General features: G+C 44.4%; 29 protein-coding genes. 20 read left to right on the top strand and 9 right to left on the bottom strand.

Going from position 1 to position 22,629, the window contains the following annotated elements:
- Window positions 1–41 precede the first annotated feature (41 nt).
- The 3 genes from P2A85_RS15500 to P2A85_RS15490 all read left to right on the top strand — a co-directional run bounded on the left by P2A85_RS15500 (window position 42) and on the right by P2A85_RS15490 (window position 1,280).
- Window positions 42–602 (top strand): Uma2 family endonuclease, encoded by a 561-nt coding sequence (locus P2A85_RS15500; protein ID WP_377473559.1) that lies wholly within the window; start codon window positions 42–44, stop codon window positions 600–602.
- A gap of 26 nt (window positions 603–628) precedes the next feature.
- A complete protein-coding gene (locus tag P2A85_RS15495; RefSeq protein ID WP_377473557.1) occupies window positions 629–946 on the top strand; it encodes a nucleotidyltransferase family protein in 318 nt (105 codons plus the stop codon).
- Between the two features lie 94 nt (window positions 947–1,040).
- Window positions 1,041–1,280, top strand: coding sequence for a DUF86 domain-containing protein (locus P2A85_RS15490; protein WP_377473555.1), 240 nt, complete (start codon window positions 1,041–1,043; stop codon window positions 1,278–1,280).
- Window positions 1,281–1,475: 195 nt separating this feature from the next.
- Here P2A85_RS15490 and P2A85_RS15485 read toward each other — a convergent pair whose 3' ends face one another.
- Together P2A85_RS15485 and P2A85_RS15480 are read right to left on the bottom strand one after the other, a co-directional pair.
- The gene (locus P2A85_RS15485; RefSeq protein ID WP_377473553.1) at window positions 1,476–1,751 is read right to left on the bottom strand and encodes a DUF433 domain-containing protein; all 276 of its coding nucleotides are present in this window, start codon (window positions 1,749–1,751) and stop codon (window positions 1,476–1,478) included.
- A 110-nt stretch (window positions 1,752–1,861) separates the two neighbouring features.
- The gene (locus P2A85_RS15480) at window positions 1,862–2,350 is read right to left on the bottom strand and encodes a helix-turn-helix transcriptional regulator (RefSeq protein WP_377473551.1); all 489 of its coding nucleotides are present in this window, start codon (window positions 2,348–2,350) and stop codon (window positions 1,862–1,864) included.
- A 279-nt stretch (window positions 2,351–2,629) separates the two neighbouring features.
- Between P2A85_RS15480 and P2A85_RS15475 the strand changes: the two genes are divergently transcribed.
- The 5 genes from P2A85_RS15475 (at window position 2,630) to P2A85_RS15455 (ending at window position 4,779) form a co-directional block, all read left to right on the top strand.
- A complete protein-coding gene (locus P2A85_RS15475) occupies window positions 2,630–3,019 on the top strand; it encodes a hypothetical protein (protein WP_377473549.1) in 390 nt (129 codons plus the stop codon).
- Window position 3,020: 1 nt separating this feature from the next.
- A complete protein-coding gene (locus tag P2A85_RS15470; protein ID WP_377473547.1) occupies window positions 3,021–3,341 on the top strand; it encodes a hypothetical protein in 321 nt (106 codons plus the stop codon).
- A 37-nt stretch (window positions 3,342–3,378) separates the two neighbouring features.
- On the top strand, window positions 3,379–3,780 hold the full coding sequence (locus P2A85_RS15465) for a hypothetical protein (RefSeq protein ID WP_377473545.1): 402 nt from the start codon (window positions 3,379–3,381) through the stop codon (window positions 3,778–3,780).
- Between the two features lie 163 nt (window positions 3,781–3,943).
- Entirely contained in the window at window positions 3,944–4,162 is a 219-nt protein-coding gene (locus tag P2A85_RS15460; RefSeq protein ID WP_377473543.1) for a hypothetical protein, read from the top strand.
- A gap of 164 nt (window positions 4,163–4,326) precedes the next feature.
- Window positions 4,327–4,779, top strand: coding sequence for a hypothetical protein (locus P2A85_RS15455; RefSeq protein WP_377473541.1), 453 nt, complete (start codon window positions 4,327–4,329; stop codon window positions 4,777–4,779).
- A gap of 174 nt (window positions 4,780–4,953) precedes the next feature.
- Here P2A85_RS15455 and P2A85_RS15450 read toward each other — a convergent pair whose 3' ends face one another.
- Window positions 4,954–5,547: a hypothetical protein gene (locus P2A85_RS15450; protein ID WP_377473539.1), complete on the bottom strand. Its 594-nt coding sequence runs from the start codon at window positions 5,545–5,547 to the stop codon at window positions 4,954–4,956.
- Window positions 5,544–5,759, bottom strand: a complete 216-nt coding sequence (locus P2A85_RS15445) for a hypothetical protein (protein WP_377473537.1) — start codon at window positions 5,757–5,759, stop codon at window positions 5,544–5,546. The genes P2A85_RS15450 and P2A85_RS15445 overlap by 4 nt, the downstream gene beginning before the upstream one ends.
- Window positions 5,760–5,796: 37 nt before the next feature.
- Here P2A85_RS15445 and P2A85_RS15440 point away from each other — a divergent pair, with 37 nt between their 5' ends.
- Window positions 5,797–6,000 carry a type II toxin-antitoxin system HicB family antitoxin gene (locus P2A85_RS15440; RefSeq protein WP_293212897.1) on the top strand — a complete coding sequence of 68 codons (204 nt, stop codon included), beginning with the start codon at window positions 5,797–5,799 and terminating at the stop codon, window positions 5,998–6,000.
- Complete coding sequence (locus P2A85_RS15435; RefSeq protein ID WP_293206556.1) at window positions 5,997–6,224, top strand: type II toxin-antitoxin system HicA family toxin; 228 nt, start codon at window positions 5,997–5,999, stop codon at window positions 6,222–6,224. Before P2A85_RS15440 ends, P2A85_RS15435 begins: the two co-directional genes overlap by 4 nt.
- A gap of 168 nt (window positions 6,225–6,392) precedes the next feature.
- Here the strand turns inward: P2A85_RS15435 and P2A85_RS15430 are convergent, their stop codons facing one another.
- Window positions 6,393–7,595, bottom strand: a complete 1,203-nt coding sequence (locus P2A85_RS15430; protein WP_377473534.1) for a ferrochelatase — start codon at window positions 7,593–7,595, stop codon at window positions 6,393–6,395.
- 365 nt (window positions 7,596–7,960) lie between these two features.
- Between P2A85_RS15430 and P2A85_RS15425 the strand changes: the two genes are divergently transcribed.
- From P2A85_RS15425 to P2A85_RS15410, 4 genes are all read left to right on the top strand, one after another.
- A complete protein-coding gene (locus P2A85_RS15425; protein ID WP_377473532.1) occupies window positions 7,961–8,545 on the top strand; it encodes a hypothetical protein in 585 nt (194 codons plus the stop codon).
- On the top strand, window positions 8,538–9,266 hold the full coding sequence (locus tag P2A85_RS15420; RefSeq protein ID WP_377473530.1) for a DUF3120 domain-containing protein: 729 nt from the start codon (window positions 8,538–8,540) through the stop codon (window positions 9,264–9,266). Before P2A85_RS15425 ends, P2A85_RS15420 begins: the two co-directional genes overlap by 8 nt.
- Window positions 9,267–9,554: 288 nt before the next feature.
- Window positions 9,555–10,403, top strand: coding sequence for an alpha/beta fold hydrolase (locus P2A85_RS15415; protein ID WP_377473528.1), 849 nt, complete (start codon window positions 9,555–9,557; stop codon window positions 10,401–10,403).
- A 108-nt stretch (window positions 10,404–10,511) separates the two neighbouring features.
- A complete protein-coding gene (locus P2A85_RS15410; protein ID WP_341738334.1) occupies window positions 10,512–11,432 on the top strand; it encodes a pentapeptide repeat-containing protein in 921 nt (306 codons plus the stop codon).
- 117 nt (window positions 11,433–11,549) lie between these two features.
- Here P2A85_RS15410 and P2A85_RS15405 read toward each other — a convergent pair whose 3' ends face one another.
- Together P2A85_RS15405 and ggt are read right to left on the bottom strand one after the other, a co-directional pair.
- Entirely contained in the window at window positions 11,550–12,419 is an 870-nt protein-coding gene (locus P2A85_RS15405; protein WP_341738335.1) for a choice-of-anchor L family PEP-CTERM protein, read from the bottom strand.
- A gap of 247 nt (window positions 12,420–12,666) precedes the next feature.
- Complete coding sequence (gene ggt, locus P2A85_RS15400) at window positions 12,667–14,397, bottom strand: gamma-glutamyltransferase (RefSeq protein WP_377473525.1); 1,731 nt, start codon at window positions 14,395–14,397, stop codon at window positions 12,667–12,669.
- Window positions 14,398–14,619: 222 nt separating this feature from the next.
- Between ggt and P2A85_RS15395 the strand changes: the two genes are divergently transcribed.
- Both P2A85_RS15395 and P2A85_RS15390 read left to right on the top strand, forming a co-directional pair.
- Entirely contained in the window at window positions 14,620–15,585 is a 966-nt protein-coding gene (locus tag P2A85_RS15395) for a glycosyltransferase family 2 protein (protein ID WP_377473523.1), read from the top strand.
- 12 nt (window positions 15,586–15,597) lie between these two features.
- Window positions 15,598–16,368 carry a DUF1350 family protein gene (locus P2A85_RS15390; protein ID WP_377473521.1) on the top strand — a complete coding sequence of 257 codons (771 nt, stop codon included), beginning with the start codon at window positions 15,598–15,600 and terminating at the stop codon, window positions 16,366–16,368.
- A gap of 197 nt (window positions 16,369–16,565) precedes the next feature.
- Here P2A85_RS15390 and P2A85_RS15385 read toward each other — a convergent pair whose 3' ends face one another.
- Window positions 16,566–17,858 (bottom strand): pentapeptide repeat-containing protein, encoded by a 1,293-nt coding sequence (locus P2A85_RS15385; RefSeq protein ID WP_377473519.1) that lies wholly within the window; start codon window positions 17,856–17,858, stop codon window positions 16,566–16,568.
- A 421-nt stretch (window positions 17,859–18,279) separates the two neighbouring features.
- Complete coding sequence (locus P2A85_RS15380; protein WP_377473517.1) at window positions 18,280–18,792, bottom strand: DUF1648 domain-containing protein; 513 nt, start codon at window positions 18,790–18,792, stop codon at window positions 18,280–18,282.
- A gap of 76 nt (window positions 18,793–18,868) precedes the next feature.
- Here P2A85_RS15380 and def point away from each other — a divergent pair, with 76 nt between their 5' ends.
- The 4 genes from def to P2A85_RS15360 all read left to right on the top strand — a co-directional run bounded on the left by def (window position 18,869) and on the right by P2A85_RS15360 (window position 22,549).
- The gene (def, locus tag P2A85_RS15375; RefSeq protein WP_377473515.1) at window positions 18,869–19,429 is read left to right on the top strand and encodes a peptide deformylase; all 561 of its coding nucleotides are present in this window, start codon (window positions 18,869–18,871) and stop codon (window positions 19,427–19,429) included.
- Entirely contained in the window at window positions 19,426–19,629 is a 204-nt protein-coding gene (locus tag P2A85_RS15370; RefSeq protein WP_371117985.1) for a hypothetical protein, read from the top strand. The genes def and P2A85_RS15370 overlap by 4 nt, the downstream gene beginning before the upstream one ends.
- Window positions 19,630–19,815: 186 nt before the next feature.
- Window positions 19,816–21,141: a PrsW family glutamic-type intramembrane protease gene (locus P2A85_RS15365; RefSeq protein ID WP_377473513.1), complete on the top strand. Its 1,326-nt coding sequence runs from the start codon at window positions 19,816–19,818 to the stop codon at window positions 21,139–21,141.
- A gap of 355 nt (window positions 21,142–21,496) precedes the next feature.
- Window positions 21,497–22,549: a Gfo/Idh/MocA family oxidoreductase gene (locus P2A85_RS15360; protein ID WP_377473511.1), complete on the top strand. Its 1,053-nt coding sequence runs from the start codon at window positions 21,497–21,499 to the stop codon at window positions 22,547–22,549.
- Window positions 22,550–22,629: the final 80 nt, after the last annotated feature.

Raw genomic sequence — 22,629 nt, 5'->3', positions numbered from 1 at the left:
AATCAGATATAATCAAAATAGAACAGAGCGGAGTCAAAGCTATGTCAACTACAGAAAAAGTTCGCTGGACAAGCGCTGATTTAGAATCATTACCCGATAATGGCAACCGTTATGAAATAATCGGAGGAGAATTAGTCGTGACAAGAGCACCCCATTGGGAACATCAAGACGTTGCTAACAATGTTTGTGTTGAACTAACTATTTGGTCAAGACAGACTAAGTTAGGCAAGGCTGTCCAAGTACCGGGTCTAATTTTCACGGATGGTGATAATGTGATTCCTGACGTGGTTTGGGTAAGCTATGAGCGTTTAGCACAAATATTAGATGAGTCGGGACATTTGGCTGGTGCGCCGGAGTTGGTGGTTGAGGTAATGTCTCCGGGTGAGGAAAATGAAAGGCGCGATCGGCAATCTAAGTTAAAATTATATTCGGTTCAGGGCGTGCGGGAATATTGGATTTTTGACAGAGTACAGCAAAAAGTTGAGGTTTACCTGCGGGAAAATGGGATTTTGAAATTAGCAATGACTTTGTTTAAGGAAGATAATTTAACCAGTGTTTTGTTACCGGGTTTTAGTGTTTCTGTGGCCGTATTGTTTGCGTAGAGATGTTGATTTTGGAGGCGACTTAAATGTTAGTCAATAATATCGAAATCCCGAAAGATCAAATAGTTGACTTTTGCCAGCGCTGGAAAATCACTGAATTTGCCTTATTTGGTTCGGTGCTGCGGGATGATTTTCGCCCAGACAGCGACATAGATATTCTCGCAAGTTTCGAGCCAGATTTTCATTGGACTTTATTGAAGTTGATGCAAATGGAAGAAGAATTAGAAGCTATTTTTGAGCGGAAAGTAGATTTCGTTAGCAAAGGAGCTATTGAACACAGCTTAAACTATCTCCGCCGTCAAGCTATCCTTAATTCAGCTCAGGTGATTTATGCAGTCTCGTGAGCTTCATGCTTTGCTGGATATTCTAATTGCATCTAGACTTGCTTTGAGCTATGTTTTAGGCAAAACTCAGACAGAATTTTTGGCAGATATCTAATTGCAAGATTCTGTAATTCGGCGAGTTGAGATCATTGGGGAAGCGTCGAGACGACTTTCGGAAGAAACTTGTTTATCCCTACCTCAGATTCCCTGGAGGCGTATGATAGGGATGCGTAATAGGATTATCCACGAGTACGATCGGGTTGATTTAGCGGTTGTTTGGGATGTTGTTCAGAATGAGTTACCATCCTTAATTGTGGAACTGGAAATAATTGTGCCACCAGAAGATGGGGAATAAGCTGTCCATTGTAAAAACTGCATAGTCAATTGTCAAATTCAGACCACTCGCGCACAATCAAAGAAACCGGGTTTTTTCCCAAACCTTTGCACCGTCACCAGGATTTGATTGTGTCACCAAACTTCGTTACCCACAGCAACTGTACTATCCATCTCAGTATAAAGATTCTCTGGCGCGATCGCCTCAACCAACTCATCAAGGGAATATCGCCGACGAGCGATCGGCTTCGATAATTTGCTCGGCGGCAATAGATGCGTCTATTTCCTGAGAGTGGGCTGCATAAAAAGCGAGAACATCGTTCACTTGAGCTTCACTTAAGTCATACTCACCGGCCATTTGGTTTGGAGATAAACCCCATTTTTGGGCTGCGATGACTGCTGTTTGCACCCGCAAGCGAGTGCCGCGCAAAACGGGTACGAGTTCGCCGCTAGCGCCGCGCACGTAGGTGATTTGAGGGAAAGCTTCGAGCATCTTTTTTATGGCAAATAAAATTAGCGCGTTTGGATACAAAGTCCGGATCTGCCTTATAAAGGCTATAATATAGCACTCTTTGCCACAAATTTCGTATTTTTTATGAGAACTTAGTTATTAGTGTGGTTGTTGTTATTTGAGTCTTCTGTAGGAGGTTGTGAAGGTAATTGTTCTGATAGTTGCAGGTCTATTTCAATTGTTATTCTATTTTTCTTAATACTTATGTGAGCTATTTTTCCCATGATGTCAACAGGTACGCAATTATTGAATTGAGATTCAGCTAACAACTGAGTTTTATATCCAGCTTCCTCAAGCCACTCAGTAATATTTCTCCAGTTTTCTACTCTTTCATTGGATTTGCCAACAAGACTTTTAATGTGGGGGTATAAAGTAGTACACATTTCACTTTCAACGCCTTTGACGCTTTTATGAAGTTTATCTGCTACTTCAGCGGGACTGTAACCGCAAAGCAAGCCGCGCAGGTGCAGCTTTTCGACCGGTGTGAGACGCTTTCCCTTAGCGGAGGCTATATCGGTGTACAGTGTTTCCAAGTCCCAGTGGTTTGCAGCTTGGGGGAACTGTTCGTTGGTTGGGGGCATTGCAGGGATTCTGTATAAAAAATTTTCCTAGTGAAATCATAGCTTAATTTGTAGTTAACGCTAGACATTAGTAGGTGGCGACTAAGCCGTGGCTGGTATAGAATAGGGTTTAGCTGAGTACGATCGTACAGGCAAATAGCGCTGTGGGTGTAAAACGCTAGCTTAATTGTAATAAATAATACATTTTACCCTGGATGCGCTCGTCACCCTTACGGTTATAGCATTAGTCCCAAGTTAACATCAGCAGTTAGCCTATAAAGTAGTGCTTGGACAAAATCAATGGAAACCAATCTAGGAGAACTAACAGCTCGGATTAGAGAAGAGCTAAATGAGTATCAAACTCAACTTGCACAAAAACTAGATAAACTTTTGGCTCAAGGTCTAATTTCTAGTACACAAATAGAAGAAATTATCAGAGAAGCAAAACTGACAGGTGAAGAAGTTGTCAATGCTCTAAAATCGCCAGCGAGTCAAGTAGAAGAAGTAACTGAAATCTATGTTTATGCTTTGTTTGAAAATTATCAAGAATCTGTTGAAAACAGGATAGCGGAAATAAGAAAAAAATCGGATAAACGAAATGTATGGATACCTGATTTCTTGGCTTGGTTAAAAATGCCTAAAAAATGGTCTAAAAATTCCGAACAAACACACTCAGACAGGAAACATTAAAATGGTAGATTTTTGCATAGCTTTTATGTGCATTCTAGTTTTAGTGGGGCCGACGATTGCACTCATGCGATTATTGGCATTTTTCATCAGCGAAAATATGAGTGATTGGCTCTTTTTACCTTGGCTCTTTATTAAGCCATCTGAAGGTTATATGAAGAGTAAATTTGGCTATGCAACTCCACAGGAACTTCGGCACGCAGTTAGAGTGACTATTATAATTTGTGGTATTATAACAGCATCTTTTTTGCCTCGTTTATTGGTTCCTGTCATTGTGTGGGTGCTTGCTATTTCTTTTTTAGTAAGTTTTGTTGATTCAAACTAAAAAGTAGTTACAGAGGAAATACGAGGAAATATACAGTATGAATCTTCAAGGAAACGATCAAGTTTGGATAAATGGAACAGCCGTTCCTGTACGCTATGAAAATGAGAGTGGAAAGGCAATAATACCTAGTAATGTTGAAAGAGACATAGCTCTTGGCTTTATTGGCAGCGCACTATTCGTTCCTGTTACAGGATTGGTAATTGTTATTGGGCGTGGAGTGCGAGATATCCGCTTCGCTTATGAAGACGTTGCACAAGGTATAAAAACTGGTGTGAATAGCCGTCGTGCTGATGGAAAAAGAGAAAGGATTCGAGATGTTTATCAAAAATTTGGATGTGAGATCGATAGGCTAATAGATAGTAATTATCCAGAAGAAGTTAAACAACACGCCAAACAAGAACTACTAGACGCTATGAAACAAATGTATAAACAATGTTAAGTTTACATAAGCTGTTAGTCATTTAAATTTATTGCTTGAACTCCTTACAGCGTGGGGTCTGAGCCACAAATAGTGCAGTTTGAATGTCGAACAGCTTATTATAAACTTAACATTGTTTATACATTCGCGAATAAAAAACTTAGTCCAAATTAGGAAAAATACCATGACACATAGATCCTACGATCCCAATTTCAGCAGCGCTTTATCCAAAAATAACAAAGGCGAAATCCAAAAGTCTAGCAATCCGGCTATTCAAGTTGTAGGTGAAATAGTTGGGTTGCAGGAGTCCCTGAAAACTGTCATCACCAATCAAAGGATTGAGAGTAGTATCATAAGTGCTAACTTTAAAGCTTGGGCTAAATATGAACGCTCTCAACGTTAAGTTGCAATTCAACTCTTTTTAATCTTTTTTAGTTATTTATAGCAGTCCTCAATGACTTGTCAACTAGACTTTCGAGGATTGCTATATCTTGCAATCTTCTTAGGTTTTTACAGACAGGGGTATAGCCTACCCTAAGAAGCAAGTTAGGTTTAGCAAGTATAGATATGAAAAGGCACAAAAATTCAATATCAGGTATGTCTTACCCCCAATTCCTTTGGTTGATGACAGGAATAGGGGGAGCTTGTATATTATATTTAGGTTGGTATTATGGTCAGCCACCTCAGCAGAGTATTAGCCATAAAAAAACTACTCAAACTAATTATTTGAATTATACTCTAACTTATTGCGGAGATAAAACCGCTGGTGGCACTAATACTTGGTATCCTGTTTATATTGCTTATACCAAAGAAAACTTAAAAATAATTCGCCAATCTTTCTGTTGTAATGCTTTTTATGATTCCTCGCTTAACCTGATTCAAGTTGCTTCATTCTATAACCGTTCAAAGGCAGATCGACTGGTTGCAGCAATGAAATCTCGTAATCTGAAAAGTATCTCGATTGGGGAGGGTCAGATTGTAACTACGTCTCCCTCCCATAGCCGAAATAATTGCAGATAGCAATTATCAGGCAGATAAGCCGATCGCCCTTTCCCTAAAAATACCAAAGGTCGATCGCCCTTTTCACCTAAATCAATCTCAACTTACTCACTCCGACAAAGAAACCGGGTTTTTTACTTAATCTGTCGTCTTCAACGCAGTATTGTCGCAAAAACCCGGTTTCTGAGATCCTAATTAATGATTGTGCCCACGATCGCCCTGAGAATGCTCGCGATGCGCCACCAAACTCGGATTAACAGCCACCGCACTTTCACTCAACAACGCTTCAATCTGCGGATTTGCCCACTCTGCTGCAATTTTTTCGTCGTATTGCTGCCATTTACCTCTAGGAAAACTCCCAACAGCAAAATCAAAAAATCCATGTTCCATAGAGAATATGCCACCGCGTTCATACATTATGATTAGAGGTTCGTAGGGTTCAGGTAAAGTAAATTCACTAACTTTTGGTAAATTTTTCACCCGATCCCAATGCAGGAACCACTCGCAGGTTTTCTCAATTATACCCGCCACATAAAACGGTGTCTCTGTGAAATGAGTCTTAAGCACTTTAACCTTAGTTTCATCAGCACATTCTAAAGGGCAGATATGAGCAGCCACATCAAAAAACGGCCATTCATCTGTACAATCTAAAGCTTTTGCCCACAGTGCGGCACGCCTCAAGTATTCTCGCAAAAGAGCAATGTGAGAGTTAACGCGACTATCGTCAGGCTCCCATTTAATTGCTAAAATTCGCTCTAGTGCAGTATCAGTAATTATTTTTGTAGTCATATTTTTTCTCTAATAGCTTCAAGCAACTCATCAAGATTTGAGAGGTTGTCAGCAAGCATCAGTCCTTCCGCTGACTTACCTATTTTGAAGATATCTGATGGTGGTACATTTTGTAGGTGCGTCGCTGTGAGATGTTCGATCGCATTTGAAGATATCTGATGGCGACGCACCCTACAGCTATTTGCTATGATAGTGCGATCGTCCGAAATCATCTATAATAGAAAAGTCAGCGCTCATGACACCGAAATTATGAACATCAAAGTCGTATTAGAACCCAGTGACGAAGGTGGATATACCGTCTATGTTCCCTCACTGTCAGGCTGCATCAGTGAAGGGGAAACGATTGACGAAGCATTGGCAAATATCCAAGAAGCGATCGAACTTTATTTGGAGCCGATGGCAGATGAATTGAGCATTTCCGAAGGTGCAATTGTGAGAGAATTGGTGGTATGAGCAAAGTTCCCAATCTTCCTTATACTCAGATTATTGCTGCACTACAGCGCGATGGATGGGTATTTGTCCGCCAACGGGGTAGCCACATTCGACTGCAAAAAGCTATGCCAGATGAAGTATTGAAATTGACTGTCCCAGCTCATCGCTCAGTTAAGCGTTCTACTCTAGCTCACATTTTAAAACAGGCTCGTATAGACCTCGATAAGTTTTTGGATTTATTATAAGTAAACTGAACAAGCTATCGCCATATTTTCGCAAAATTAATTAAAAAGCGATCGCCCTTTTCACCTAAATTTCGACATACGCACCCCAACAAAAGAAACCGGGTTTTTCACTAAATCTGCCATTTCCATGCAGTATTGTCGCAAAAAACCCGGTTTCTCAGATCCTAATTAATGATTGTGCCCGTGGCCGCCATGAGAATGCCCATGATCGCCGTGAGAATGCCCATGATCCCCATGATTATGCCCATGATCCCCATGAGAATGTACGTGATCCCGGACAACCAAATTCGGATTCACCGCCACAGCACTTTCACTCAACAACGCTTCAATTTGAGGATTTGCCCACTCTGCGGCCATTTTCAGGAACTCAGGATGGTCATTTACGCAAGGCAATTTGCGGTAAGTAACTCCTTGACGTTGCTTCTGCAAACCCTCAATAATGTGGTCTACATCTAACAATGTTTCGTGGTTTTCTGTCGCAAATCCGATCGGCATAAACACGATCGCAGTTGCACCCAAATCGATCAAATTCTTCGCAGCCAACGTCGCATCCGGCTGAGTCCATTCAATCAGCGGTGTGTCGTGATTCAGCCAGCCCACCGAAATCAAAGGATAGCGATACATCAAACGTTCCCGCACGCGATCGTACAAAGCTTGACTTTCCACAATACCCGAAGTGAAGCCCTTCGCCTTGTGCGGACAACCGTGATTCATCAGCACAATCCCAATCTGAGAAGGCAAATGCGCTACTGCTAAATCGTTCTTAATTTCTTCTTCAACCAAATCCGCCATTAGCTGAATGTAAGCCGGTTCATCGTAAAAAGAAGGAATGTAGCGTTGTCCTGTTACCCAATGTTCCTTGCCATCAAAGGTTTGTGCTAAAGCATTATTCACCTGTTCCACAGCAATCCCACTGGTGAAAACAGAATCAACAACCAACAGCGGATAAATCAGAATTTTGTCAAATCCTTCAGCTTTGATTTGCGGGATTACTTGTTCCGGCAAAAACGGCGCGCAAAAGTTAAAAGCCTTGAACACTTTTACTTTTTCGCCCCATTTCTCCTGCAAATTCTGTTCAATCCCAGCCCGTTGCTGTTCAAAAATCGCATTGTGCGGCGACACAAATTGACCGTGTTGGTGACTCCATTCGTGCAAGTCAAAAATTGCCAAAATCTTCGCCAGCGGCGGATAAATCCAATTTGGTACTGGCGCAAACTTTGCCGTAAGTAAGTTTAAAGCTTGCTCGTTGTAGTTGGCAAAATCATCGTAGCTTTCGACTTCGCCGTAACCCATCAGCAAGACAGCTACGCGATCGCTGTTTTCAGGTGCACCAGATGTTTTGAACTCAATTTTTTCGGGAGAAGCAACCACTTTGTATTCCTCAATTTAGATGATTTTCAGAGTCGCAGGAAGGATGAATAAAAATCACGGAAAAAAACCCGGCTTCTATAAAAAATATTGGGCTTAGCAGCGATTCACCCACAAAGAAACCTATTTTACAGCTTCCCAGGGTCGGGGACAGAAAGCGTTAAGTTTTATGTTTTCTTAAGACTTCCTGACTTTGCCTCTGCTTTCGCTGTCTCGGAGCGTTCCCCGCGTTTATTTTGGGGGGATACCCTTCAAACAAAACTCTGTTATCAGTTTAACATCCTATCCCCCTGCATGGCATATAATTAATTAAGCTATACAATAAAGTAAAGTTATGTTAAGCTCATAATTAATTTTCTTGAAGCAAGATGAGACTGGTAATTTGTCCCGGAATTCACGACCCAAAACTGACTGATGCTTTCCTGGCGGGAATTTCAGAGGTTTGGGGAGATGCACAACCCAGGCAAAATACCCAAACATTCTACCCTGTCAAGATTTTTCCTGCTCATAAACATCCACCTTTCTCGGCCATTGACATCTTCCACTTTTTGTGCAGGGAGGAGTTAGCTGGAGAAAGTCTAGTATTTGTCAGCTTTTCGGCTGGGGTAGTTGGGGCGATCGGGGCGGCGTGGATGTGGCAACAAATCGGCGGCAAAGTCGCAGCCTTCATTGCTTTAGATGGTTGGGGAGTACCCCTGGGGGGCACTTTTCCCATCCACCGCATCAGCCACGATCGCTTTACACACTGGAGTTCGGCAATTCTCGGTGGCGCTGGAGATGGTTTTTATGCCGATCCACCGATCGCCCATTTAGATTTGTGGGGCCAACCCCAAACCGCCCTAGGCTGGCAAACCAGTCACACAGCCGACGGTAGAGAAACTTTTAAACCCGCCACCGCAGCAACATTTTTAGTCCACTTATTGAAACGTTACGGAGTCCAATCAGTTGTTTAACTTTAATTTATTATCCTCAGCGATCGCACCTATTTTTACCCTTACCAACCTAGAAAATCCTGTATCTTCTTCAGAAAGAAGCAAGAGCATTCAACAGTGGTTGGTATTTGGCGCTTCAGCTTTTTTAGTCTCAATTCCAGTTTTTGTGCAAGCACCATTAGTGCGTTTGTATCCAACCATCAGTTTGCTCTCAACCATCCCGTGGTTCGTACTTAGTTTGATTTTTATTTTTCGCCCAAAAACCCAACTTTGGGGAGACTTATTGTTGGGATTTGCCGGATGTTGGCTGGCAGGTTCGATCTATTGGGGCTGGTTTAGGTGGGAACCAATTTTACATCTACCTATAGAAGCAATTGGCTTGCCGTTTGCGATTTGGTGCTTGGGCAAATCTTGGGGAAAAGTGGGAGCATATTTTTATTTAGGTTCGCTATTTGGCACTGCTATTACTGATTTATATTTTTACTTAACCGGTTTGATGCCCTACTGGCGCCAAGTCATGCACGCGGAACCGGAATTGGCGATGCCGATTTTTCAAAGTGCGATCGGACAAATTGAAACTCCTTGGGGCATAGGTTGGGCTCTGGTTTTAATTGCTGTGCTTTTAAGTGTGGGTTTGGTGAGTTTGCGCGATCGCACTTTGCACTGGCGGGCATTCAGTGGTGCAGTTTTGAGCACGCTTTTAGTAGATGGCTTATTTTGGCTAGCGGCATCTGCTGCTTAAGACTTATGATTTCTTTCTACTCGTTTCCATGCTCTGCCTGGAAACGCATATCCGGAGGCTCTGCCTCCAATTTTTGTTCGGAAACGAGGCAGTTTTACTCGTTTCCATGCTCTGCCTGGAAACGCATATCCGGAGGCTCTGCCTCCAATTTTTGTTCGGAAACGAGGCAGTTTTTTCAGATTTTCGGAAACGAGGCAGAGCCTCTAGATATTGTTTCCCAGGCAGAGCCTGGGAACCAGTTATGAGTTAAAATCTAACATCTAACATCTAACATCTAAAATCTAGATCATGGCTTTTATTTCAATTGGCGGTGTAGAACACTATTACGAGTGGATAACAGCAGACGGAAGCGCCGAACCCAGCGGCAAACCTGTGATGGTATTTTTGCACGGATGGGCAGGCTCGGCTCGCTACTGGGAAAGTACCGCGCGCGCTATTGCTGGTGAGTTTGATTGTCTGCTTTATGATATGAGAGGTTTTGGACGTTCTCCACTGCCAAAAAATCCTCCTGAGTCTAGCTACGAACTCGAAACCTATGCCCATGACTTAGCCGAATTACTAGCAGCTTTGAATTTAAGTCGCGTGTACATTAATGCTCATTCCACAGGTGCATCGATCGCTACTTTATTCCTTAACCTCTATCCCGAAAAAGTAGAAAAAGCGATTCTGACTTGCAGTGGCATTTTTGAATACGACGAAAAAGCCTTTACAACTTTTCACAAATTTGGTGGCTATGTGGTTAAATTCCGGCCACCTTGGTTGGCTGCTATTCCCTTTGTCGATCGCCTATTTATGGCACGGTTTTTGCACCGCTCCCTGCCGACAGAGGTCAGTTTGGCATTTCTAAAGGATTTCTTAATGGCTGATGAGGAAGCGGCTATAGGTACAATGGTGACAGCAGTCAGCAAAAAAGCTGCGGAGGAAATGCCCCAAGAATTTGCGCGCCTAAGTGTTCCCACACTGCTGGTAGCTGGAGAATTCGATCAAATTATTCCGGCAATCATGGGCAAACAAGCCGCTTCCCTCAGCGACAAAGTAGAATTTGTTATAATCCCAAATACATCTCACTTTCCGATGCTGGAGGATGCCACAACATATTTGCAGCGAATCCGGGATTTTTTGCCAGCAGCGGCATAACTGAGCTAATGTTCATCTAATGTACGATCGGGGAAGCCAGCTTTGAGAGCAGCCTTTACTCCGATCTTAGTTTTTAATTACTAATTTCTGAAAGCGAAAGGTGGTACCATGAACGACCTCGACCAATACTATAGAGTGCTGGAAATATTGCCGGGAGCAACTCCTGAAGAAATTACCCAAGCCTACAAGGATTTAGCGTTCATTTGGCACCCCGATCGCATTCCCAAAGATCGGCCCAGATTGCTAGAAAAAGCTGAAGCAAAGATTAAGGAAATTAATCAAGCTCGCGAAAAATTGCGATCGATTCAACCCAGGGATCAGAATCAACATAGTCAACACAAAAACACCCAGCACCACCAAAACACCCAGCACCACCAAAACACCCAGCACCACCAAAACACCCAGCACAGAAGCACCCAGCACCAAAGCTCTCAGTACCAAAGCTCTCAGTACCGAAACTCTCCATACCAAAACTCTCCATACCAAAATACTCAGCCACCACCGGCAAGCTCAAAAGAAACCCGTTATGCTTCAGAGGCTTATCGTGGAAAATATGCTGGAAACTCTTCTGCAAATCCTTCAGGGCCCTATTCAACTACCCCCCGTTACCAATCATCCTCATCCTCATCCTCATCTTCATCTTACCGCCCCGCTACCCCACAAAGTCCCGATTTGAGCGGTTCCAACTTCAAAGGAGCTTCCTTAAAAGAAAAGGATTTTGCCGGCAGAAACTTGAGCAATGCTAACTTGAGTCAAGCCGACTTAAGCGATGCTTTTCTACATAACGTTAACCTCACAGGCGCAAATTTGCATAAAGCCAATTTGTTCAGAGCTAACCTATTAGGAGCTTGTTTAATCAATGCCAACTTGAGAGAAACTAACTTAATCGGAGCTGATTTGAGTGGCGCTGACTTGAGTGGTGCAGATTTAACAGGAGCTAAAATCGGTTATGGCGATCGAGTAATGGTAAAACTTACCGGAGCCCGATTATCGGGAACTATATTACCCGATGGTACTGTTCACAGTTAATCACTGTTGATTAGTTATATGTTATTTGTTATTTGTAATTTTTGGGTTGCAGGTGGTGGCATCAGGACTAATGCCCTAGGCCCTAGGCCCGATTCCCCATGCTCGTAAAGGATATTCCTAGAGTTTAGCGCGAAATTTTCTGCCTGTAGCCAGCATCGCAACTCCGGCTATCAAACCGCCCAGAGTCATAGGTTCGGGAACCGGTTCGGCTTTTTGGGTGCCCAAAGAACCGCCTTTAATAAATACAGCAGAATCTAAATTACCATCCCCCACATCTTTAATGCGGATGCTGAGAACATTCGTCTGATTTTTATTGAGCAAACCCTCAAAACCTAAAACTTTAGTAAAGCCATCCAGCTTAATAATATTAGCAGCCAGGCCTGTCACGACTGGATTATTGATATAGTCGGAGTGATCTTGAGAGCGATTATTTGGATCGGGAACCAGATTATTAATGGTAACAGCTTTGCCATCGCTCAACTTGGCCAAATTATTGCCATTCAACAGTAGTTCAAAATCGTCATTAAATGGAGAACCACCAAACTCAGGAAACTCCTCGGAACCAAATACATATTCAAAGAACAACTTTTCCGCGGTAGAGTCAGCAAAAAAACTGAGGTTGAGCTGAGTTAAATCTCCAGCTTCACCCTTGGGCCCAAAGTCAGTGTTTAAATCAGTGCCATTGAAGAAGAGATTATCTTTGTTATTCCTGCCGGCTATGTCAGCTACTCTACCAGTGCTGAGAACAACACCTGAGTGCAAACCGAAGGGGTCATTGCTAAAAGTACCAAAAGCAGCACTATTTCCAGTCACTGACACAGAGAAATTACTCAATCCCGCTGTCTGAGTTCCTAACAACTGGTTTTTTAAAGTTTCGGTATTATTGGTTGCACCTACAGAAAATGCCATCGCGGGTGCGGTCAACAAGCTGAAAGCAGCAGCGGTGAAGGTAGCAGTTAAGGCAGCAATTTTATGAGGGCTGAGCATATTTTTTTTGCTAAAATCACAGGTATAAATTCAATCTACAATTAGATCATGGCATTAAATATAGGTAATATATATTACCTTTATCAACTCTTTAATTCTAAGTATTTATACTGAAACATTTAGAGATTTAAACTCGGTAATTATGGGCTGTGACGCGATCGCAGCAGCCACAAGTCAGAAGCAAAAATCAGACATGATTATCCTATTCGATGGCTGGAAAATCAAATCCCATAGAGGGCGGGCTTGGTCAAAAACCCCTTGCTACTCCCTCAGAGCGTGGATCGGCCGCCCCCTCCAACCAATCATCGGGTGTTACGACGATCGCATTAGCATTTCCCCAACTTTCCCGTTGCTGAATCTGGTGTCCCCGCCGTCGCAACTGATCCAGCGTCGCACCATCAAAACCTCCCCGTTCCAGCATTAGGCGATCGGGCAGCCACTGATGGTGAATCCTCGGTGCGGATACAGCCTCACCGACATTCATGTCGTAAACCAACACATTAAGTAAAATTTGCAGCACAGTGGTAATAATCGTACTACCTCCGGGAGACCCCACCGCGAGGCGAAATTTGCCATTTTCTGTCACAATCACCGGCGTCATGCTGGATAAAGGAGTTTTGCCGCTGGCGATCGCATTTGCATCCCCACCCACCAAACCAAACAAATTCGGCACTCCCGGTGCCGCAGCAAAATCGTCCATCTCATTGTTGAGCAAAATTCCTGTACCCGCAGCCACAGCCCCAGCCCCAAAACCACCATTCACAGTAAACGTCAAACTGACCACATTGCGCTCTGTGTCAACTACCGTCAGGTGCGTAGTCTCCGGCGACTCCGACACCAAGCGACTCAAAGTTTGAGTGTCAACAGCTTTTACCTCGATCGAAGGTTTGGCTTTCGACATCTGGATTTGCGATCGTCTCAATTTCGCATAATTCTTGCTAGTTAAAGCTTTGACAGGGACACTGACAAAATTTGGATCGCCCAAATACTCAGATCGATCGGCATAAGCAATCCTCATTGATTCCGCCAACAAGTGCAAAGTATCTGGATTTTTCCTTCCCAGAGTCTTCAAATCCGTATCGCCCAGAATATTCAAAATCTGCAACAAATGAACGCCGCCGGAAGAAGGAGGCGACATCGCACAAATTTCGTAAGTGCGAAAGTTGCCACAAACTGGATTGCGCCAAATCGGTGTATAGTTTCTGAGGTCTCCCAGAGTAATTAAGCCGCCATTTTTTGTCATGTCAGAGGCGATCGCCCTAGCAATATCCCCTCGATAAAAACTTTGCGGATCGATCGCAATCTTCCCTAAAGTCCGCCCCAAATCCCGCTGGATCAAAACTTCCCCTGGTTTATACAAAACACCGCTTTTGGTAAAAATCTCCCGCGCCGCCCGGTTCTTTTTGATCGCATCCAGTCGCGACTCAACAGCCTTTGTAAAGCGCGAACTCACCGGAAATCCTTTTTCTGCCAGGGCGATCGCCGGTGCCACCAAAGTAGCCCAAGGCAACTTCCCGTACTCGCGGTGCACCGTATAAAGTCCCCCCACAGTACCAGGAATCCCCGCGGCCAAATGCCCATCTAGACTTGCTCTAGGACGCACTTTTCCTTGCTTGTCCAAATACATATCCCGCGTCGCCCGTAGAGGAGCCCGTTCCCGAAAATCCAACGCTTGCACAGTCCCTGCTTGGGCCCGTCGCAGTAGCAAAAAACCCCCACCGCCGATACCTGCCGAAAAAGGCTCCACCACCGAAATTGCCAAAGCCGTAGCCACGGCTGCATCCACTGCATTGCCTCCCTGTTGCAGCACCCACAGCCCCGCATCGCTGGCCAGGGGGTGAGCAGACACTGCTATGCCTTGTTTGCTATGCTGTTGCTGAAACTTGGGTGGTTGCTGTAGCTGCTGCTGGCAACCACATACCATAACTGTTAGAAATAAAGTATAAATTGGTACTTTTTTGGATAAACTTAAAAACATGGTTGACAGAATACTCGACTTGTTTAATTCTAAATTACATCACATCCTCCTTCAGACATAAATCTAATTTTGATTATCAAAAAAATCACGTCCCAACACATACCTCATCTCTTAGTTTTTCTTCAAGTAGATGATTTAAAATAGCAACAGCTTATCGATCTAAGCTCCTGCTTATTTCCCAAGAAATCTCCCTCAGACCTGAGCTACTATAAAAGTTAATTTATGAACAGCAAAAAAGTCAGTGTCATCATTCCTGCCTTCAATGCAGCCGAAACCCTGGTGGCGGCAGTTTCTTCCGCACTCAATGGCAGCCACCAGCATCTAGAAATCTTAATTGTTGATGACTGCTCTACTGATGATACTAGGAAAATAGCAGCTAAACTTGCAGAGTCAGATCCGCGAATTCAGTTATTTGTTAATCCCCAAAATTATGGGGTTTCTAAGTCGAGAAATTTAATGATCGATCGCGCCACAGGTGAGTATGTAGCCTTTCTCGACAGCGACGATACTTGGGAACCAAACAAGCTGGAATTTTGTTTGCAAATGCTGGCAGAACATCCAGAAGTTAAAGCTGTTGCTCACGCTTTGCGGTACTTAGATAAAAGTGGTAACAAGTTGAGTTATATTCCTACCTATCCTACAACTAAAGCCGAAATGCAGGGGATTAAGTTGACAGGGGATAGTCCTTGGGTTTTTCCGTCTTCTGTGGTAATCGAGCGAGAAATTCTCCTCTCTGAAGGTGGCTTCGCTGAAGATTGGTTGGTAGGGGAAGATACAGAGTTATTTACCAGAATTGCTCACAAGTACGGCTTGTTGGCGACGAAACAGCCTTTGGGCAATTACCGGATTAGAGGGAATTCTCTCACAGATAAGCACTGGTTGAAAAAACGCATAGCTTCTGATTGTATCAAGGAAAATCAACGGCGACGTCTGCGGGGAGAGCCGGAGTTATCTTTAAGTCATTACGAACAGTTATGTTTTCAGAATTTGCCACTTTGGCAAAAGCTCAACAAATTTAGACAATTTTTGGCACTGCACTACATGAGAAAGCTAGGACAAAGTTGGTTGAACCGGGAGTTTTTGCAGACTCTTGTTTACGGGATTGCTACTACAGTTCTCAATCCTCAAGCTAGTTTGAATAAGTTGAAATGGATGAAGTATCATGAAGAAAGGTTTGACACTCCCTAGTTGATTGAATTTATGGACTGGCAGGAAATTTCTGGGAATTGGGTATTGATTCCTTCAACTAGACCGATCGCGATCGTACATTTTCTCGGTGGTGCCTTTGTGGCGACAGCACCACACTTGACCTATCGCTGGCTATTGGAGACCTTGGGAAATCAAGGATATGTTGTAGTAGCGACACCTTTTGTCAATACTTTGGATCATATTGCGATCGCCCGTGATGTGCTCAATAAATTTGAAAATGCTCTGGGACGATTGCAGGCCATGAAGTTGCTGCGATCGCAATATCTTCCCATCTACGGGATGGGACACAGCATGGGGTGCAAACTACATCTGCTCATTGGTGCTGTCTTTGACGTAGAAAGGTCAGGCAATATTCTGATCTCTTTCAACAATTATGCAGCTTCTGAAGCAATCCCGATCGTCGAGCAAATTTCCCCTGTCTTTAAGGTTGAATTTACTCCTTCTCCCCAGGATACCAATCGCTTGGTGAAAGATAGCTATCAAATTCGGCGCAATCTGTTAATTAAATTTAAGGATGACAACATCGACCAAACTTTGCTGTTAAAAGACTTGCTAAAAGTGAAATATTCCGACATGATTACTGTTCAGATCCTGGCCGGCAACCATCAAACACCCTTGGGTCAAGATGTTAGCTGGCCGATGGGTCAAATTTTTACACCCTTTGATGCGATCGGACAGTGGGTGAAACAAGAAGTGTATCGGGAATTAAATCAATTAAAAAAGACTGTTTTGCTGTGGCTCAATCCTGTTTCAAAAATTTAAACTTTCCATCCACATCTGTCACATTATCGGAATTTTTACGTGTTTTTTTTGTGCACCCGCTATACCTGGTACTCCAGGTTAGCGGTGATATTTTCTACGGTTGCATCGGAATGATTTAACCGCAGAGAGCGCAGAGGGCACAGAGGAGAAGAAGAGAGATGAATACAGGACGCTGCTACCGGATTTGACAGGAGCAGTCAACGCCCTAGTTTATTAGGAATACCTTCGCAGCCACCGGGAATAGTCTCTCTCGATTTCGAGCCACACCAAGCGCAGCAGTATTGACGTTGCTCCTCCGACATTCGCTTGACACCAGTGAAATCAGCGCGTTCCAGCACAGCCCCGGTATATTCCCCCGTGGTGTAGTTAGGAAATTCAGTCCGACTGCGAGGGGAAGCGGTTTCGGCCGAACCATAAAATAATGTGGCACCCCTGATATCAGCGCGGGCGAGATTGGCGTCATACAACACAGCGCGGGAGAGGTTGGCTTTCACTAAATCGCATTTGCTGAGATTGGCTCGGACGAGATTAGCTTCACTTAAATCTGTCCACCGCAAGTCAGTGTTCGCTAGGTCTGCTCCTGCTAACATCACATTGAGATCGATGACGCGGATACCGTGGTCTCTATCTTCGGCGTAGCCACCATCGCCGTCGAGAATGGGGCGGCCTAAGAGTCGATCGCGCTTCAGAGGAGTAACCAACCTCGACTGGGATAAAAACCTGAGAATTTTAGCTTTACCTTCAGCATCCACACTGCTCATAATCGCAGCAGTGCGACCTTCGGCGATCGCCCTTTCCTGCGGCCAATCTTCCAAAAACCCTTGTTCGTCGAGGGCTAAGTCGGAAACCCCTTGAAAATAAGCATCTATCGTTTGCTGCTGTGTAATTCTGTTTTGCTGAATAGTCAAATCTTTCGAGATCACATACTGGCGCCAAGCCACATAAACGCCCAAAATTGCGATCAAAATTTGCCCCAAAGCGCCAATTAACTCGCCCAGAGCTCCGATCGCATCCCAGTTAATTTGGATATTGCGGCTTCCCGGTTCAGTATTAGTACCGCTGAGCATCAGCAAGCCCACAATCCCAGCTAAAAGACCAAAGCAGGCTACGATCAGAGTGCGCCAAGCTGGGGGAATCACCTGCACCCAAATTTTGCCCCAACTCGGCCACATCAGCCGTAGAGATATGCCCATCGCTGCGATCGCCCCAATTAAGCCAAGCCAAATACTGTCGTTTGCCAGCCCGAAAATCATGGCAGCGACTGACCCCAAAATCAGCACCGACCCCGACATCTCAGCAGTCGTTTGTTTGGGATACTGTGGCAATACAATCTTGCGGGTTGAAGCCTGTGGCACAGATTTTTCCGGTTCAGCAGTGGGGATTATTGTCGCTGGTTCTGGCGACACATTAGGGGCTACACCGTTGAGACTGTCTACAGTCGCGATCGACTCAGGGGAATTGGATGGAGAAGGATTGGGTTCTGGTGTCATGCGTTAAGATAACTTCTAACTGTGGCTGGTCATTCAACTTGATTTTACCCAACCCAGACAATTCTAGATATAGCGTTTGGAGTGAAAGATGAGGTAAGAGCGAGAATTGGTAATTGGTAATTGGTAATTGATAATTGGTAATTGGTAATGCCCTATGCCCCATGGCCTATGCCCCATTACCCATTACCTAGTACCCACCTCACTGAGAAAGGCCATAGCATATCGATTTTAGTTTTGAGATTTAGAAATCCGGTCTGAGCATATTTAATAGACATCTCCCATCATCAGGCTTTCCGGCCTGTTCCACAAGAATTGTTGGATATGTCTATTGTGAGACAGCCATCCTAGCTGTTAACTAACACAGTTTTTGGAAAATATCTAAGTGCGGGATTTTCCTAAAAATTATTTATTTCCCAGCTACCTAACGAGCCAAATAAGCCTTTAGGAAATACACACCAACGGTCCCAAATATCAAAACCATCATCCCTAACACTAGCTCCATACTCAAGCTTTGAGCACTACCTAAAGCCACAATAATTTGCTGTCGCACTATCAACGCGAATAACCAACAAACCTCCACTTTCAGCCAAACCAAAAGCGATCGCGCCAGCAGATATTGGTGGCGTGCGTTCTGTTGAGTAATCCGTACAGGATAATTAAAAGTATGGGGATAGGGAGACACCGCAGCCAAAACGATAAATATCATCGCAGCCACAGCCGGTAGTAACCAAATCATCGCCTTGTCGCCCCAAGCATCAGGCTGGCCATAAAAACCGAAATGAATCGGAATGCGCGAGGGCAGAACAGCCCAAAACTGTAGAATTATCAAAATAGCCAGTAAAATCGCGATCGCAGCAGCGAACTCTCCGGCTATCAACAGTGGCGATCGCCCCAGAGAAATCACAGGTCGTAGGTTTGGCTTGTTTCCACTCATAGGTACGTTAATTTAGATTAAGATTAAATATCATAGTATTGGTTCCAATTTAGCCCAGATATTAAGTAAGAATGCCATGACAGCTCAGGTTTTGGTTGAAAAGAAAAAGTTAGAAAAACCGCCCCTAACCATACACACATTGGGCGATCGCGTGCTGCGCCAGCCAGCCAAGCGAGTCAACAGCGTTGACGCAGAAATTCGGCAGCTAGTCCGAGAAATGCTGCAAACCATGTACAGTGCTGAGGGTATTGGTTTAGCAGCCCCTCAAGTCGGAGTCAACAAACAAGTCATCGTGCTTGACTGCGAACCGGATAACCCAGCCAAACCGCCACTGGTTTTGATCAACCCCACCATCAAAAATACCAGTGGCGAAGTCTCCCCCTTCCAAGAAGGCTGTTTAAGCATTCCGGGAGTTTATTTAGAAGTCAAGCGCCCAGAAATGATTGAAGTCTCCTATCGCGACGAATACGGCCGCCCGCAAACCCTGAAAGCGACAGAGTTGCTATCCAGGGCTATTCAGCACGAAATGGATCACCTCAACGGAGTGCTCTTTGTAGACAGAGTAGAAAACAAACTCGCACTAAATGAAGAATTGGTCAAGCATAAATTTTCACCAAAGGCGGTAAAATCGGTATGATGGCAGGAACTCCTAAAAGTAGTTTATTTTTGGCTCTTTCGTGCATTGCCGCGATCGCCGCCGTCGGGTCAGTCTTTGAGCTATCTTCGGGAGAAGCTCAACTAGGCACTTTAGTCACAGGAATCATTCTGGCTCTGAGCATACCCCTCACCGGGCTATTTTTTTATGCAGCAGTTAGGGATGCTAGGGCAAATTTATAATTAGTTAGTTGACAGTTGACAGTTGACAGTGGTTATTTGTTATTTGTTATTTGTTGGTTATTATTGGTTAGCTCTCATTTCCAGTAACGAATAACCAGTAACGAATAACCAATAACTAATAACCAGTAACGGATAACCAATAACTAATAACCAATCACCAATAACGAATAACGAATAACCAATAAAATGGGATTTCTGCGACAAGTGCCAGCTCAAGGTGCTGTGGCTGCGACAGCATCCAAGCACCAACTTTCTGAAATTACGGAAGTGACGATCGGACGCGATCGCAGTTGTCAAATAGCCTTGGAATCGATCGCCTACGGCATGGTTTCCCGCCGCCACGCCACAGTTCGTCCCCTCACTAAAGGCAATATTCTGACATGGGAAATTTGCGACCTAAACAGCGCCAACGGTACTTATGTCAATGGTGAAAGGCTACAAGCCAGCCAAACTTTAGAAACAGGCGATCGCATCAGTCTCGGTATTGACGGTCCTCAATTTATATTTGAAACTACCCTACAAAACACCCACAATTCGCCACGATTACCGACAGTAAATCCCATCTTGTCTAACGCTGGGGAAAAGGAAAATCTCACTTTCACTCAATTATTTCCCATCGCATCCACCGGAAAACAACTAAGTCAAAAAGCTTATTTATATCCCGGCATTGCTACAGTTTTTTTTGTAGTTTCGATGTTTGTAGCAGTGGGAAATTCCGCAGCTTTCAATTTTCTGCTGGCTGCTTATCTTTCCGGTGCAGCTTACTATTTCATATATCAACTGTGTGGCAAACACAAGCCTTGGTGGATCTTATTTTGTTCTGCCCTAGGTACTATCTTAATTTTACTCAGCCCTTTATTGATTGGATTTATAGTAGTATTTCGAGAAATTTTGCCCGGAAGACTGCCAACCGAAGGCGAACAAATCAGTTTTTTTCCTTTCTTAATCCGAATGTTTTTCGGTGCAGGTCTGATGGAAGAATTGCTGAAAGCTTTACCAGTTTTGGTAGCGCTGTTGTTGGGTAATTTGTTGCGAAATCCCTGGCGGGAGCGCATTGGTGTTTGGGAACCTTTAGATGGCATTCTGTTAGGAAGTGCCTCCGCAGTCGGATTTACACTATTAGAAACTCTAGGACAATACGTTCCGAATATTATTCACAATGTCACTCTACAAGCAGGGACAGATGCCGGAGAATTAGTAGGATTGCAGTTGCTAATTCCCCGAATTTTGGGTTCCGTCGCCGGACACATGGCTTACAGTGGCTATTTGGGATATTTTATCGGTTTGAGTGCCCTTAAACCTAAAAAGCGCTGGCAAATTTTGGGCGTAGGCTATCTCAGCGCTGCGGCACTTCACGCTTTGTGGAATGCGTCGGGAAGCGCCAGCGTACTTTTTCTCGCGGTGGTGGGAGTTTTGTCCTATGCGTTTTTGGTGGCGGCGATTTTGAAGGCTAGGGTTTTGTCTCCGAATCGATCGCAAAATTTTGCTACTCGCATATTTTCTCAAAAATGAAGAGACAGGCCACGTAGCCCAAGGGCGCTTCCTCCCCTTGGGCACGGCTAGGGCGTGTTTTCTCTCCCCGGAGATCCCCCCCAACCCCCCTAAAAAAGGGGGGAGAAAGAAGCTCTTTCGTCCCCCTTCTTAAGGGGGATGCGAGGGGGATCGGGATCTGATGGATCAGGCAAGAAAACACGCCCTAGTCCGATCGACGCAGTTGTTGAGTCTTCTTCCCTTTTGCTTCTTGCTTCTCTTAGAATTTCTTCACAAATAGATCTGCTATGGTACTATCTGGATGGCTGTGAGTAACTGAGGGAAGCCAAAAGGCTTGATTCCTGTGGTGGAGGAGAATCCAGGAGTGCTAGATAGGATGTCATTAGGATACGCAAACGTTTTCGGGCACCGAGGTCAACCTGAACCCCTTCGCATTGGGGTGATTGGGGTTGGCAATATGGGCCAACATCACACGCGAGTCTTGAGCTTGCTCAAAGATATCGAGCTCGTGGGTATTGCAGATATAAATGTAGAGCGGGGAATTGATGTAGCCAGTAAATATCGGGTTCGCTTCTTTGAAGACTACCGAGATTTGCTCGCCCACGTAGATGCAGTTTGCGTCGCCGTTCCAACTCGCCTGCACCACCCAGTGGGGATGTCTTGTCTCCAAGCGGGTGTTCACGTTTTAATTGAAAAGCCGATCGCCGCTAGTATTGCTGAAGCCGAATCTTTGGTCAACGCGGCTGCTGAATCCCACCGGATTTTACAAGTGGGTCACATCGAGCGGTTCAATCCAGCCTTTCAGGAACTCGGCAAAGTGCTGAAAACCGAAGAGTTACTGGCATTGGAAGCTCACCGGATGAGTCCCTATTCCGATCGGGCTAATGATGTATCGGTAGTTTTGGATTTGATGATCCACGACATCGATTTGCTGCTGGAATTGGCATCTTCCCAGGTGGTGAAGTTGACCGCTAGCGGCAGCAGGGCATCGAATTCGGGTTATTTAGACTATGTAACAGCTACTTTAAACTTTGCTAACGGCATTGTGGCTACCCTGACTGCTAGTAAGGTGACGCACCGCAAACTCCGTTCCATAGTGGCTCATTGTAAGAATTCTCTGACAGAGGCCGATTTTCTCAACAACGAAATCTTGATTCACCGACAAACAACCGCCAATTATGTGACGGATTACGGTCAGGTGCTTTACCGTCAAGATGGGTTGATTGAGAAAGTTTACACCAGCAATATTGAACCGCTCCATGCTGAATTGGAGCATTTTATTAATTGCGTGCGGGGTGGAAATCAGCCTTCCGTCGGGGGAGAACAAGCTCTGAAAGCTCTGCGGCTCGCAAGTTCGATCGAGCAAATGGCTCTCGATGGTCAAGCTTGGTATCCGAAAGAGTTAGAGTCTACTTTACAAGTAAGTTAGATTCAAACAGATCGTGTCGTTTCCGGGTGCTTCTACAGTTTAGGTTTGTTGTGTGTTAATGGGGTTTTTAACTGTATTTT

Origin of the sequence: Microcoleus anatoxicus, assembly GCF_042465725.1 — a bacterium.
Lineage (GTDB): Bacteria > Cyanobacteriota > Cyanobacteriia > Cyanobacteriales > Microcoleaceae > Microcoleus > Microcoleus anatoxicus.
Note: the sequence above shows the minus strand (reverse complement) of the source record. Positions and strands in the feature narration are given on the sequence as shown.